The organism is Synechococcus sp. UW69 (assembly GCF_900474185.1).
Lineage (GTDB): Bacteria > Cyanobacteriota > Cyanobacteriia > PCC-6307 > Cyanobiaceae > Parasynechococcus.
The window spans coordinates 567,382-581,137 of record NZ_UCNW01000008.1; the positions used below are offsets into that span (position 1 = coordinate 567,382).

General features: G+C 59.9%; 14 protein-coding genes. 3 read left to right on the forward strand and 11 right to left on the reverse strand.

The window, feature by feature from the left end; genetic code table 11:
* Positions 1–25: 25 nt before the first annotated feature.
* The 6 genes from DXY29_RS06780 to DXY29_RS06805 all read right to left on the reverse strand — a co-directional run bounded on the left by DXY29_RS06780 (position 26) and on the right by DXY29_RS06805 (position 6,737).
* The gene (locus tag DXY29_RS06780; protein ID WP_115024333.1) at positions 26–1,414 is read right to left on the reverse strand and encodes an MFS transporter; all 1,389 of its coding nucleotides are present in this window, start codon (positions 1,412–1,414) and stop codon (positions 26–28) included.
* Between the two features lie 58 nt (positions 1,415–1,472).
* A complete protein-coding gene (locus tag DXY29_RS06785) occupies positions 1,473–1,856 on the reverse strand; it encodes a Crp/Fnr family transcriptional regulator (protein ID WP_115023948.1) in 384 nt (127 codons plus the stop codon).
* Between the two features lie 100 nt (positions 1,857–1,956).
* Entirely contained in the window at positions 1,957–3,129 is a 1,173-nt protein-coding gene (locus DXY29_RS06790; protein WP_115023950.1) for a transaldolase, read from the reverse strand.
* A gap of 48 nt (positions 3,130–3,177) precedes the next feature.
* A complete protein-coding gene (locus DXY29_RS06795) occupies positions 3,178–4,983 on the reverse strand; it encodes a penicillin-binding protein 2 (protein WP_115023952.1) in 1,806 nt (601 codons plus the stop codon).
* A complete protein-coding gene (locus DXY29_RS06800; RefSeq protein ID WP_115023954.1) occupies positions 4,983–5,471 on the reverse strand; it encodes a hypothetical protein in 489 nt (162 codons plus the stop codon). Before DXY29_RS06800 ends, DXY29_RS06795 begins: the two co-directional genes overlap by 1 nt.
* Before the next feature lie 3 nt (positions 5,472–5,474).
* Positions 5,475–6,737, reverse strand: coding sequence for a CPBP family intramembrane glutamic endopeptidase (locus tag DXY29_RS06805; RefSeq protein WP_115023955.1), 1,263 nt, complete (start codon positions 6,735–6,737; stop codon positions 5,475–5,477).
* An 81-nt stretch (positions 6,738–6,818) separates the two neighbouring features.
* On the opposite strand from DXY29_RS06805, the gene DXY29_RS06810 reads away from it, so the two are divergent.
* Together DXY29_RS06810 and DXY29_RS06815 are read left to right on the forward strand one after the other, a co-directional pair.
* Positions 6,819–8,147 (forward strand): histidine phosphatase family protein, encoded by a 1,329-nt coding sequence (locus DXY29_RS06810; RefSeq protein WP_115023957.1) that lies wholly within the window; start codon positions 6,819–6,821, stop codon positions 8,145–8,147.
* Positions 8,148–8,151: 4 nt separating this feature from the next.
* Complete coding sequence (locus tag DXY29_RS06815; RefSeq protein WP_115024336.1) at positions 8,152–9,417, forward strand: dihydroorotase; 1,266 nt, start codon at positions 8,152–8,154, stop codon at positions 9,415–9,417.
* On the opposite strand, the gene lepB is transcribed toward DXY29_RS06815, so the two are convergent.
* Positions 9,407–10,072, reverse strand: coding sequence for a signal peptidase I (gene lepB / locus DXY29_RS06820; RefSeq protein WP_115024334.1), 666 nt, complete (start codon positions 10,070–10,072; stop codon positions 9,407–9,409). The genes DXY29_RS06815 and lepB overlap by 11 nt on opposite strands.
* 78 nt (positions 10,073–10,150) lie before the next feature.
* On the opposite strand from lepB, the gene DXY29_RS06825 reads away from it, so the two are divergent.
* The gene (locus tag DXY29_RS06825) at positions 10,151–11,656 is read left to right on the forward strand and encodes a hypothetical protein (protein WP_115023958.1); all 1,506 of its coding nucleotides are present in this window, start codon (positions 10,151–10,153) and stop codon (positions 11,654–11,656) included.
* Here the strand turns inward: DXY29_RS06825 and DXY29_RS06830 are convergent.
* The 4 genes from DXY29_RS06830 to DXY29_RS06845 form a co-directional block, all read right to left on the reverse strand.
* A complete protein-coding gene (locus DXY29_RS06830; RefSeq protein WP_115023960.1) occupies positions 11,619–11,981 on the reverse strand; it encodes an arsenate reductase family protein in 363 nt (120 codons plus the stop codon). The genes DXY29_RS06825 and DXY29_RS06830 overlap by 38 nt on opposite strands.
* A 3-nt stretch (positions 11,982–11,984) precedes the next feature.
* Positions 11,985–12,344, reverse strand: coding sequence for a 2Fe-2S iron-sulfur cluster-binding protein (locus tag DXY29_RS06835; RefSeq protein ID WP_115023962.1), 360 nt, complete (start codon positions 12,342–12,344; stop codon positions 11,985–11,987).
* 69 nt (positions 12,345–12,413) lie between these two features.
* Positions 12,414–12,923 (reverse strand): inorganic diphosphatase, encoded by a 510-nt coding sequence (locus DXY29_RS06840; RefSeq protein WP_115023963.1) that lies wholly within the window; start codon positions 12,921–12,923, stop codon positions 12,414–12,416.
* Positions 12,924–13,212: 289 nt separating this feature from the next.
* Positions 13,213–13,617, reverse strand: coding sequence for a resolvase (locus tag DXY29_RS06845; RefSeq protein WP_226398787.1), 405 nt, complete (start codon positions 13,615–13,617; stop codon positions 13,213–13,215).
* Positions 13,618–13,756 lie beyond the last annotated feature (139 nt).

Sequence of the window (13,756 nt, forward strand, 5' to 3'; positions counted from 1 at the left end):
GTGGATCCGGCCCTTCATCCAACGTTCAATCCACCGCCATCTCGATCACGTCGCTGAAGCGAGTTTTCACCGTGTTGCGGAAACCGACCACATCCAAACGGCGCGTCATCAATGCAGCTCCCAGGAAACAGACCATCTGCAGGGCAAACACACCGCTATAAGCACCGAACAGATCCCCGCCATTCCAGGCCCGGAACAAGGTGAGCAGCCCGCCGCCACTGATGGTGGCCAGGCCGCAGGAATAGGCATAGCCCGCACCCCAGATGCCAAGAAGAAAGCCCGTGCGCCCGGGTTGCACAAAACTGAACATCAAGGTGAGGCAGGCATTCATGCACACCCCAAGCGACAAACCAAACAAGGCAACAGCAGCCCGCAACAGGGGGATCGACTGCTCAGCCCCGGCCCACAAGATCAGCATCAAGGCCAGTGCGGCCAGCACCGCACCCACCCGGGCGGTGCGGATGTTGCCGACGCGCTCAATCAACCAGAAACCACTGACCCCCAAGCCACCGAAGAAGCCCAGTGCGATCAATACATTCAGCGATGTGGTGGCGCAGACACTCATGCCAAAGACAGCGGCGCCGTAGGGCTCAAGCACCGCATCGTTGAGGAACATGCTGAAGGTGAACAGGCAGAGCACTCCGAGGAAACGACCGGCCTGGGGGATGGACCGCAGTTTCAAGAGCAATTGGGGCAAGGCCAACCGCTGTGGAACATCGGGGGGGGGCGACCCCACAGGCGCCATCAAGCCTGTGATGCGGCGTTCCACGCCGAACACCGACGCCACCCCCAGCCCCAGCAGCACCAACGGCGTCACCAACGACAACCGCTGCAGTCCAGCCAGAACAGCAGTGCGGCTGGCATCGGCCGCGCAGGCACTGCCGAACACCTGATTCACCAGAACACTTCCCAGCAACACCCCCATAAGACGCATCCCCCACACCACCGACAGCACCCTCGGCCGCTCGGCTTCCGTGGTGCGATCAGCGATCAAGGCCGAAAACGCTGTTCCACCAGCGGCAATGGCCGTGCCAATCGCCACAAACACGAGGATCAGCAGGCCAATCAGCAGCCCATTGAGCTCACCGCCGGAGGCCTCCATGCTGGTGGCCAACCGCAGCACCAGCTGACAGGCCACACCGAACAACAAAGCAATCGCCAACGAGCTGATGACGATGAAAGGCGTACGCCGCAGCCGGCTGGGGGGGATCCGATCAGAGCGATGGCCGAACCAGGCGCGGGTGAACCCCATCAGCTGCTGACCACCTACGGCCAAGGCCGCCAGCACCGCCGGCAACTGGATGTCTTGAATCAGGAGACGGTTCAGCAGGCCAAGGATCAGGACACCAAGAATCCCAAGACTGAGCTGGAACAAGCCCAGTTGCAAAGCCAGACGCAGGGGATGGCTTTGCAACGAGCCAAACAAAAACTTGCAGGATTATGCCCTTTTCGCATAAAAAGCGGCCCGGAGCTCATCCGTCGGCCAACTTGATGTCCCGCAAACGGGCATCGATCGACGCGAGAAGCTGCACCGCAAACATCGGTGTCTCCTGAACCGCAAACAGAAACTTGTCGCGGTTCATGGCAATCAGCCGGCAATCACTGGTGGCCGTGGCTGTGCTCAGACGCTCATGGTCCTCTATCACGAGGGCACCTGCGCCAAAAACATGGCCAACAGGGATGTCTTCATGCCCTTCATGGCCTGTCGAATCGATCCAGGTGAGACGCACGGATCCTTCCAATAACCCATACATGCAGGTTCCGGTTTCCCCAGTGCGAAACAGAATCTGCCCCTGCTTCAGATGGATCACTTCGGCCTTGCTTGCCAAAGCGCGCATGGTGTCTAGCGCATGCATTGGAATGAATCGTTGACCGAAAAATCAAACGTGAATGAAAGGAGAAGCGATGCAAGCTTCTCCTCAGCAACAGATCAGACGACGGACTTAGACGGCGAACTCAGACGGAGGTCAGTGCCAGAGCAGCGCCAAAGCCTTGGCGCACGTCTTCCTGGGAGATCAAACCATCATGATCTTGATCCAGCGCATCGAAGATGGCATCACTACCAAGCCATTCATCGCGGGTAATCGACCCATCACCGTTCATGTCGTTGAGCATGAAGATCTCGGAGACAGCGTGGCGGAAGGCGGAGCCACCCTCCAGTTCAGCAAGACGATGGGCCAGCTGATGCTCCAGGGTTTCAATCGCCTTGCTGAAACCTTTGATGCCCTCAGTGAGTTTGTCGGTGGCCATCCGGTCGTCATGCATCAACGCATCGAACTTGGCGCGATCAACGTGGATCTTGTCCTCACCCCCGCTGGAATGGGCCGCATCCAACTTCTGGGTTAGGGCTGCATCACTTTCGCGGAGCTGATCCAGCAACTTGGGTGAAATCGTGAGCAGATCACAACCGGCCAGCTCCGTGATCTCATCGATGTTGCGGAAGCTCGCCCCCATCACCTCCGTGCTGTAGCCGTGGGTCTTGTAGTAGTTAAAAATCCGAGTCACAGAAATCACCCCGGGATCTTCCGGCCCGGGGTAAGAATCGCGCCCGGTTTCAGCCTTGTACCAATCCAGGATACGCCCGACGAAGGGGGAAATCAGGGTGACGCCAGCTTCAGCGCAGGCCACCGCCTGCCCGAAGCCAAACAGCAAGGTGAGATTGCAGTGAATCCCCTCTTTTTCCAGCACCTCGGCAGCTTTGATGCCTTCCCAGGTGGAGGCGATTTTGATCAAAACGCGATCGTTGCTGATGCCGGCATCGTTGTACAAACGAATCAACTTGCGCCCTTTTTCAATCGTGGCGTCGGTATCGAAACTCAAGCGAGCATCCACCTCCGTTGACACACGACGGGGAACGATCTTGAGAATCTCCTTACCGAAGATCACACTGATTTCATCCAGGGCTTCCCGCACCACGTCTTCCACCGGTGCATCGCTGCCCATCAGCTTGCGCGACGACCGCAAAGCCTCATCAATCAGGCTCTGATAGGCCGGAATCTGGGCGGCCGCAAGGATTAGTGACGGGTTGGTGGTGGCATCCCGAGGGGTGAACTTACGGATCGCCTCCAGATCACCCGTGTCGGCAACGACCACGGTCATTTGTGAAAGCTGATCGAGCAGGCTGGCCATGATGTACGACGGCTCTATACCCGTAACGTAGCGGCGCTTTTTGATGCGTCAGCTGTTCAAAAGCTTGTTCAATTCAGCAGGTTTTGAGGGTGCAATGCGCTCCACAACCAGCAGGGCATCAATGATTTGTTTGGCGACCGGAACGGCCACGGTGGATCCATAGGCGTTTTCACCTTGGGGCTCATCCACCACCACAAACACCACATAACGGGGATCCTCAATCGGCAAGGTCGCCACAAAACTGCAGATTTTCGCGCCTGGGAGATAAATCCCATTCAGGGCTTTTTGGGCCGTCCCTGTTTTGCCACCAATCCGATACCCGGGTGTTTTCACACCTTTGCCACTACCAAGATCCACCACCGACTCCATCCACTGGAGCACCGTGCGAGTGACCTCTGGCTTCAGCAGCTGCTGACCACTCGGTGCCGCCGCCGGAGCCAAAGCATCACCCGAGCGAAATCCGCGAGTGATATGAGGGCTGATCAACTTGCCGCCGTTGGCCAACATCGCGTGAAGCTGCACCAGCTTGAGCGGAGTGAGTGAAAAACCCTGGCCAAATGCCGTTGTGGCCGGCTCAATCGGTTGGCTAGTGAACTGCTGCTTGCTCTTGAGTTGGCCGGCCACCGCACCAGGGAGGTCGGTGTCAGGACGCTGATTGATACCGAGCCGCTGCATCCAGTTCCAGTAGGCGTCATCGTTAAGACGGCTCATGGCCTGGACCATGCCGACATTGCTCGACACCTGCAGCACGGTGGCGAAATCCACCAGGCCATTGGCCCGCTTGTCGTGGTTAAAAATCGGCCAACCACCAATGGTGAGCTGGCCGACGTCATTCACCCGATCCGTCGGCTCGATGGCGCCATCCTGGAGCGCCAGAGCCAGATTGATCGGCTTGAACGTTGATCCCGGTTCGTAGAGATCCTGAACGGACCATTCCCGAAACCGCCCGGTGGGGAAATCCCAGTAACGATTGGGGTCATACGTGGGTGTCGATGCCAGCACCAACAGCTCACCATTGGTGGCATCCATCACGATCGCGGCGCCCTTTTGCGCTTTCCACTTCGTGACCTGCTCAGCCAGGGCGGTCATAGCCACCTGCTGGAGCCTGGAATCCAGCGTCAACTGCAAACGCAAGTCGTCGCCGTAGAAGGCCCCCGGGGAGAGATTGGCCGGCAAAGGGGTGCCATCGGCTCCTCGACGGAGATATCGGGTCTGCTCATGACGGGCCAGATCGCCATCACGGCTCTGCTCAAGGCCCGCTTGGGGTTGCCGCTCAACATTGAGGAAACCGACAACATTGGCGAACAACGATGCCTGGGGATAAACGCGCTGGGGATAGGGCTCCAGATCCAGGCCACTGATTCCGAGAGCACCGATGCGATCAGCGGTCTCAGGAGCAAGCTCTTCGGCAAGTTTGATCCCGGACGCCTGCGTTCCCATCGCTTCTAGAAGCTCGGACGCGGGGCGGGCCAACGGATCAGCCAACACCGCTGCGACATCCTCAACAGGGCGGACAGCATTGGGGGCATCTCCAGGCATGTTGAAGTAACGGGGATGGGCCCAAAGCCGAAATCGCTTTTCATCCATTGCGACCAGGCGGCCGGTGCGATCGACGATCGGGCGCCGCTGCCCCAGAGGCTGGGTGCGCTGCGTCTGCAGTTGACGGGCACGCTGCTCCAAGGCTGGAGCTTGCACCAACTGCAGCCATGCCATGCGACCGATCAGGCCCAGCAGCCCTGCCGCCAAAATCCAGAAAATGATCAACAACCGCTTCGGCGGAACCTGCGTCAGAGGAACAACCCGTGCGCGGGAACGTCGCGAACGAACAGGTCGACCCCCTGACAACCGCGTCATCAGTAGCCCGACCGAATGGGCTGATCTCCCAGCTCCTGAAACGAAACCATCGGAGAGGGAGTGGTCGGCTGGAGCGAATGCAGAGCGGGGCGATCGAGATGCACCAGGTTGGCCACCTGGGTGGGCACAAGAGTGTTCGGTTGTTGGGAACGTTGCAGCAGGTGCTGTTCCATAACAGCAGTTGATTCCGTCAATCGGTGCGCCTGGGTGTTGGTCGCCTCCAGAAGGCGGAAAGCCAGGGTCCAGCGATGCTGCCAGTGCAACGTCAGGCCCGCCAGAACAGCAACCGCCGCGATCAACCCCAGCAGAGTGCCGTCCATCAAGCGATGGAGTCCCCCCAGGAGAGGGGATCGTCGTGCAATCCGTCCAGAGGACAGGGACCCTTGAATCAGCTCAAATGCTGTGGTCGATGCACGCTGTTCCGGAGCGGCAACCACCGGGATCACAGGCGAATAGGCCAGTGAACCACCTGTGGAAAGGCGGGGCAAGGCTCAGAGCAGCAACAGATTCAGGAACGTGACTGCATTCCAAAGGCCATGCATCAGCACTGACGGCCACAGCCGTCCGCTGCGGAGCCGCACCAACCCCAGCCCAACCCCGAGCACGGTGAGGGGTGCCAGCTCTCCAACACTGATATGGGCCATGGCAAACAACAGGCCACTGAGCAAGACACCCGCAAGGGGGCCAAGCCGGGCTGCCAGAACTGGGAGCAGAGCACCGCGAAAAATGGTCTCTTCGAACAGCGGAGCCAGCACAACGGCTGTCAGAGCGAGCAAGCCGAGAGCAATCGGATCATGGCTGCCCAGCACCAACTCCAGCAGCGGGTTGCTCCCCCCTGGATCCCCCACCAAGCGCACGAGTAACCATCCCGTGAGCATCACCAGGGGGGTCACCATCAACCAACCCGCCACTGCATCCAGCAGAGCGGAGAGCAAAGGCCGCAGCCGCCACTGCATCCAGCCCGATGGTGGCGCACTCTGCTTCGGCAGGGCCCGCAACTGCCGCCAGAGGATCAGCAGGCTTGGCAGAGCCATCACGCCGTAGTTGATCACCACGCCCACGGCTTCACGGCGGGGACTGGCGAGCCCGGCCGTGAGTGCACCGACCAAGGGGAACGCCACCAATGGGACGCCAACGGCACTGATGACGACAAAGCCTCCCGCCACCAGAAGGGCCATATCGATCAAAGTCAGGTCCGGCCCCTGAACCGCTGGCCAGGCCATCAGACGGCCCCGCACCAACCGCCAGGCCTGGCCGATCAGCAGCAGACCACCGATCAGGGCGGTCACCAGGGGCAGCACCGTGCTGAACGCCAAACGCAACGCCGCTTGGCCCGCCGCTGCACCATCAATGCAGAGCCCCGGATCAGACGTGCTGACTTCGCACCGCAGCTGCTGGAGCAGGGGATCTTCGGGTTCGCTTTCACGGTCTGCAGAGGCAGGAGTCTGGCCCTGCAAGAGCAGGAGCATCCGTTGCTGCCGCTCACTGCGATCCTCGGATGAAATCCCCTCCAGGGCTTTGAGCAGCGCATCCCGCGGCGACTCCCCCAGCAAGACTTCTCTCAACGAGGACGGCACCGCTGGCTCCGCCAGGAGCGTCAGCTCCTGCTGCTGAAGGCTCAGGGCCGGAGCCACCGATGGTCTGGACAAACTGTCAACCAAGCCCGACAGCCAGATAAAACCGGCCAGGGCCAGTGATAGGGCCGCCAGAAGCCCCTTCCAGCGCGGGGAAACCGGTCGTGGGGAACTGGGCACCAGCTGGCGTCAACTCCCCACGATTGTCCCCCCGAAAGGCCGTTTCCATACGATGGCCGCGCCCTGACGCTGCGCTGAACCGTGCCCCTTCGTCTTCTTTTGGTCCGCCACGGTCTCAGCAGTTTCAACAAGGAGCGGCGCATCCAGGGTCGGGATGATCTTTCGAACCTCAGTGATGAGGGTCATGAACAGGCAAGGGCCCTGGGCCGCTCGCTGCAGGAGGTGAGCTTCCACGCCATCTACAGCTCGCCGTTGCAACGGGCTGCCGCCACAACCGCAAGCCTGCTGGAGGCTCATGCCGGTCAGGCACCGGATGTTCTGCTCGATGACGGCCTGCTGGAAGTGGATCTGGAACCCTGGTCCGGTCAAACCATCGATGAGCTCATCGAAGGGTCACCAGAGGCTTACAGCATCTGGAAACAGCAACCGATGAGGTTGGAACTTCAACGTCGGGACGGTTCGTCTTACAAGCCCCTGGCGGAGCTGATGGAGCAGGCACGTGGATTCATCACCAACCTGCTGCAGCGCCATCCCGTCGATGGCAATGACACGGTGCTGGTGGTGGCCCACAACGCCATCCTGCGCTGCCTGATGCTGGTGTTGCTTGGAGAACCAGACAATGGTTTTCGACGGCTCCGCGTCGACAACACCTCCCTCTCGATCTTCAACCTCCATCCCGGCGTTGATCGCCCCCAGGTGCAGATCGAATGCCTGAACAGCACCACACACCTGCAACCTCTGCCGGAGAAGGGCAAGAACGCCAGGCTGATCCTGGTGCGGCACGGCGAGACCGACTGGAACAAGGCAGGCCGCTTCCAGGGACAAATCGACATTCCGCTTAACAGCAACGGTCGCCGTCAAGCCGCGGCCGCCCGCGATTTCCTCAAAGACATCCCCATCGATCGGGCCTGGAGCAGCACCCTGTCGCGGCCAACGGAAACGGCCCAGATCATTCTCGAGGCGCATCCCGATGTGCCCTTGACCCAAATCGATGGACTGGTGGAGATCGGACACGGACTGTGGGAAGGCAAGCTCGAATCCGAGATCAGAGACGGCTGGTCGGAGCTTCTGGACACCTGGAAGCGTGCTCCAGAAACCGTGCAGATGCCTGAGGGGGAAACCATCCAGGACGTGTGGGCCCGTTCCGTCCGGAGCTGGGGAGAGATCGCTGGTGAGCTGAAGCCTGAGGAAACGGTGCTGGTGGTGGCCCACGACGCCGTCAACAAGACAATTCTGTGCGACCTGCTTGGCCTAACTCCGGCCGACATCTGGGCCGTCAAACAGGGCAACGGTGGCGTCACGGTGGTCGACATTGCCGCCGATCCAGGCCAGCCTGCAGTGGTGACCTGCCTCAACCTCACCTCCCATTTCGGAAGCGTGATTGACCGAACGGCAGCAGGCGCTCTCTGACGTCATGAACGACACCTTGCTGCTGGATCCGGTGCGCATCCTGCGTGGCCCCGGACACACGGTTCAGCTCGGTGCAGTTCTGATCGATCAGGGGGTGCTGGTCGGCTTTGACGACGACGCCCGGCAGCAGGCCCTGGGCCTGGGCATCAAGGCCAGCCCAGCATCGGATCAACTGGTCGCCCCCTGCCTTGTTGATCCCCATTCCATCCTTGAGACCCCCTTCAGTGGGGACCAGGAAACAGCCGTGAGCCTGCGGCACTGTGCCGCCGCAGGGGGCTACGGCCAGATTGCCCTGCTTCCCCGCAGCAACAACTGGCGCGATTGCCCGGAGCAGCTCCAGGGATTCAGCCTCGATCAGAATCAAGCAGCAACGGTTCGCCTGCACCTTTGGGGAGGCTTCAGCCGGGGCGGCAAGGCAGATGAACTTGCCCCCCATGGCGATCTGCTCGAACACGGTGCCATCGGGCTGGCAGACGATGTCGCCATGGTTCCAACCCCGTTGCTGGAACGGGGACTGCTGCTCGGAGAGATGGGGGGATGCCCAGTGCTCGTGGCACCCCGCGATCCCGCACTGCAGGGGGAGGGTCTGGTGCGGGAAGGCGTGGAAACACTGCGGGCCGGATGGCCAGCGGATCCGATCACCAGCGAGACCCTTCCGCTCAGCCAGTTGCTGTTGCTGCATCAACGCCATCCGGAACGACAACTGCGACTCATGAATCTGTCCACGGCAGCAGCGGTTGTTCAACTCGCCAGCTGCGAGTTCCCTCCCCTGAGCAGCGTGAGCTGGTGGCATCTCCTGAACGACCGCAGCATGCTGGCCAGCAGCGATCCAGGCTGGCGCGTCTGCCCCTCCCTCGGGGGTCCGGAGGATCGTGACCAGTTGATCCAGGCCGTTCAACAGCGAATCATTACTGCCGTGGCTGTCCATGCTGTGCCTCTGGATGCCGAGGACATGCTGTTGCCGGGTGACCAGCGTCCGGCAGGCCTCAGCGGCCACCATCTGGTGCTGCCAGCGCTTTGGAAGGCTCTGGTGCAATCGGGCCGCTGGACCGTTGAAGATCTTTGGCAAGCCCTCAGCTTTGGGCCGTCGGCCCTGATCGATCAGCCCCCTGAACAGCTTGAGCAGGGCAGCCGGCGCTGGCTGCTGTTCGATCCCGAGCAACGCTGGTCGGTCGAGAGAAGCACGCCTGGAGCTCCGCGCGCTGCCAACATTCCCTGGCTGGGACGTGAACTTCAGGGCAGTGTTGTGGCCTGCGGACTCAGTTGCTGAGCGGACCGATCCGCGCAGGCGGCCAGAAGCGGAAGACAGCACGCCCGATGATCTGATCGTCGGGCAGGAACGGCCCCCCGGGCCAACGACGTGCATCCTGGCTGTTGCGACGGTTGTCACCCAAAACGACAACGTTGCCTTCGGGGACGACGGCATACAGACCTTTGCAGCCGATCATTCCATCGCGATCCGAACAGAAGTTGGTGACGTAAGGCTCTTTGAAGGCTGTGCCGTTGATGCTCACAGCGCCACGACTGTTGACCTCAACAACATCGCCAGGAACACCGACCACCCGTTTAATCCAGGCCTCACATTCGGGGTAGCGCTGCACCAGGACCCGATCGACAACCCAACTGATGCCTGGGAAGGTGACGATGCCGCACTTCAGTGGATTCGGTTGCCCCGACTCCAGTTTCCAGACGGGATCAAACGCACTTGGGGAATTGAACACGACGATCTCACCACGCTGGGGAGGGCGGGACCGATACGAAAGTTTCTCAACGATCAACTTGTCGCCAACCTGCAGGCCAGGAAGCATCGATCCCGATGGGATGTAACGCGCTTCAAAGGCGAATTGCCGAAGCAAGAGATACAGCGAGACCGTGAACAGAAACGGGGCCCAGAACTCCCAAATCGCGCTCACTCTGCCCTTCACATCAGAAGGCCCTTTCTCCGCGTTCAATGTGGGCAGGCTCAATCTTTCGACCCACGATAGGGGGAGCCTGCAGGCCCCATGATCCGTCCACGCTGGCAAGCACTCAAGCCCCATCGAGGCCTGCTCAGCTGGCGCCGGTGGGACCAGGCCATTGCCGTCATCGCCGCAATCAATCTCAGCTGGGTCGCTCTTGACCTCACCTACATCCCCCTGCGCACGTTCTGGCTTCAACGCAATCTTTATCCGGTTCCATCGCTGCCCCTGGTGGTCCCTCTGCCCTGGCTACCGGACATCACCCCACTTCTGGACCCCTTAAAGGGCATCGAACCCCATCGCGACACAGAGGCTTATCTCAAGGCATACAGCGCCCTGGATCAAGCACTCCTGAAAAACGGTTCGCGCACACCTGAAAGCAGCGATCTGCTGAAGCAGCAGGCGGCTCTAACCACGGGGCTAATGGACAGCAACCCGTTCATCAGTTCAGGCAATGCCGGTGCGCTTGAGAAATTCAAGAACCGACTCCGAGCACGCACCGGCCTGGAATCAGCTCGCGCATCGGCCAACCTTCTACTGAGCCCCGAGCATCTCGAGAAATCCCCCTGGAGCCAGGAGCGTCAGTTCTGGAGCCAGCAGATCGTGCCCCTGGTGGAAAGCAATTACTGGCGAAGCATCGACGAAAACGGACGCCCCAGCGATCTGAGCTGGCGCATCGACACTCCGTTTCAACTCCTGTTCCTCCTCGACATCCTTCTGCGGACCCTGCGCCTGAAACAGCGCTACCCCGCGATCCGCTGGCGCGACGCCCTGTTACGTCGCTGGATCGACCTGCCACTGCTGCTTCCATTTGCGCGCTGGCTCAGGGTGATCCCTGTCACAGAGCGCCTTTGCGGAGCAGGGCTGCTGCAATTGGAACCTCTTCGTGCGGTCATCAGCCGCGGCGTGGTGGCCCTGTTGGCGGTGGAACTGTTTGAGGTCATCGCCATCCGACTCGTCGACACACTCCAGCAATTGATCCGATCTCCGCAATTGCCAGAGAGGGTGCGGGGACTGTGCAGTTACCAAAGCAGTGATCTAAATGATGAGCGGGAGGTGGTCGAGCTGCTGCGGTTATGGGTGCCACTGCTGCTGACCCGTGTTGGCCCAGCCATGCGCCCGCAACTGCAAGGCTTGATCAGCCATCTGGTGCAGCAGAGTTTGGACCGGAACGTGGTGCCTGACGCCTTACGGCGGCTCCCCGGACTGCAAAACGCCGAATCGGAATTCAGCCGCCAGATGGCGGAAAGCATGGTGACCTCCGTCCTCGACCTCTCGAAGGGAGCCGGCAACCGCATCGGTCAGCGCGACCCTGTCCTCGAATCCCTGGGATCAGAGGCCCTCGATCGACTGTGGGAGGAACTTGCACACATGCTGGAACAAGGCCCTGTATTGACTCGAAGTCAGGATTTGCTCGTGGCCCTGCTGGAAGACATCAAACGATCGAGCTTCCGCCAAATCCGTGACCAAGGAGATGTCGATGCTCTGATCAGCGAATTGGATGGATTGAATTTCAGCCCTGGAGCGTCGACTCCCAGAGATCAGGCTTAAAGCCGATCAGAAACGTGGAGGAATCCACCACCACAAAAGGGCGTTTGATCAGTTTTCCGTCGGCAGCCAGAGCATCAAGAGCCTCGTCATCGGTGAGGGCCTTCACCGATGCAGCTCCCATGGCTCGATAGCTCTGGCCACTGGTGTTGAACAACAGCTTCCGCTCACCAAAACATTGATAAGCCGCCGACAGCAGCTCCCTAGACGGTGGGTTCAGGGTGATGTCGTGGACGTCGTGGGCGATTCCTCGCTCAGACAGCCATGCCAACGCCTTCCGACAGGTGCTGCAGCGGTTGTAGCTGTAGACCTGGAGAATTCCCGCCAAGACTCAGCGGCCAAACAGGGATTTGATCGCACCAACGAGGCTGTTGGAGCCGCGGCCAACACCTTCGGCCGGACGGGTGCGAACCGTCACATCACCGTTCACAGTGGTGCGGCAGCTCAAGCGGAAGTTCGCAGGCCGGTCAGCCAGGTACACCTCTTCCACGTCGCTGCGGGGTGAAAGGTTGCCCTGACCTTCAACCACCTCCATCACACAGGTGCCGCACTGACCAACGCCACTGCAGTTGTTGAGGTTGTTGAGGCTCTTGTAGGGGTTGATCCCTGCATCAAGTGCAGCTTTTCGCAGATTCGCGCCCTCGATGCAGCCAACCTGCTGGTCTTCCTGCTCGAATCGGATGGTGGGCACAGTTTCGGCGAATCTCAATGCGCACCAACCTACAAGCAACTGGCCGAATCAAGCGGACCTTTTCTGAGATCAGTTGGCCGCTTTGATACAGAAATCCAGTAATGGCTGGACCGCATCGATGTCGCGCCAACCATCAATCGACACAACTCCTCCTTGCAGCGTGCGGTATGTCCTGAAAAATTCAGCGACCTCCTCAAGCTGTGATGCCGCAATCTGGCGAATGCTACGGATCTCGTCTTGACGGGGATCCGCATCGGGAACACACAAGATCTTCCCGTCGTAGACATCCAGGTCATACAGATCCAAAACCCCGATAGGGCGGGCCTTGATCAGACAGCCCGCAAAAGTGGGCTCGGCCATGATGACCATGGCATCAAGGGGAGATCCATCGTCCGCCTGCGTGTTGGGAATGAAGCCGTAATCGAACGGGTAACGCACCGAGGAGTGCATCACCCTGTCCAGCACCATGACGCCAGCCTCAGCCAGATATTCGTATTTATTTCTGCTTCCTGCCGGAATCTCCACGATGAGATTCACCAATCCTTGCGAAGGAGACGGGGGGAGCTGATGGAGATCCATTCCGATGCGAGGCGGTTGGGATCAGTCGCGGAGAGGAGAAGGGTCGATCCGTGATCACAGCCACCAAAGGAGCACTGAAGCTGACAACAGCAATCAGCAGTCCAGTTAAGGCCGTCAAAGAGGCGCTACGACTAAACGGCTCATCCGTCTCAGACGACGCGATGGCGTCATCGCCAGACGGGAGGAAAGCATCTGAGGCCATAGAACGGGGAGTCACAAGGGCTCCCTCTTCTCATCACAACGTTGATCAATTCATTCTGTCACTGCCCAAAGACAGATGCATGGATCATTAAGCAGCTGGACGATCTTGCTGGTCGAGACGTGCACTTAGATCAGAAGGGGGCTGCACGCTGCCTTCGAGATGGGTGCGAATCAGACGGAGCTCTTCAAGGATTGATCCCAGAATCTGTTGCGTCGCCGTTGACGGAGAATTCAACACCTCAACAGTGACTTCCTTGATGCGCAGAACGTCCTTGGCGAAGCGTGCAACTTCGTTGGGATGGAACATCAGCGGATCTTTCTGATCGCTGCGGTATTCCGGATTCAGCTTGCGGGGATTGAAGGGAGGATTGAGGTTGCGAGGGTCTGTGTTGGTGTAGCGATAGACCGATGCGCGAGAACGATTGAGAGATTTCTGAACGTCGTCAATGCCCACCAAGGCCTCAGGTTGCGCGGAAGCTTGGGCTGAATCCATGGAAAGTTCTGCCTGTTGTTGAACGTGTGACGCCACAGATTCAACGGACCGAGGAAACATGAGACGGGCCTAGGACAGGCTGGAATGAGCTGGACGGTAGCAGCCGAGACTCAGGGCGCACAGTGGAATCCCAGCAAAA

What these genes read in the sequence shown, in the direction of transcription:
- DXY29_RS06815 (WP_115024336.1), top strand. Translation starts at nt 8,152, where the DNA reads ATGAACGACACCTTGCTGCTGGATCCGGTGCGCATCCTGCGTGGCCCC.
- DXY29_RS06795 (WP_115023952.1), bottom strand. Translation starts at nt 4,983, where the DNA reads ATGACGCGGTTGTCAGGGGGTCGACCTGTTCGTTCGCGACGTTCCCGC.
- DXY29_RS06785 (WP_115023948.1), bottom strand. Translation starts at nt 1,856, where the DNA reads ATGCATGCGCTAGACACCATGCGCGCTTTGGCAAGCAAGGCCGAAGTG.
- DXY29_RS06845 (WP_226398787.1), bottom strand. Translation starts at nt 13,617, where the DNA reads ATGGATTCAGCCCAAGCTTCCGCGCAACCTGAGGCCTTGGTGGGCATT.
- DXY29_RS06790 (WP_115023950.1), bottom strand. Translation starts at nt 3,129, where the DNA reads ATGGCCAGCCTGCTCGATCAGCTTTCACAAATGACCGTGGTCGTTGCC.
- DXY29_RS06840 (WP_115023963.1), bottom strand. Translation starts at nt 12,923, where the DNA reads ATGGATCTCCATCAGCTCCCCCCGTCTCCTTCGCAAGGATTGGTGAAT.
- DXY29_RS06825 (WP_115023958.1), top strand. Translation starts at nt 10,151, where the DNA reads ATGATCCGTCCACGCTGGCAAGCACTCAAGCCCCATCGAGGCCTGCTC.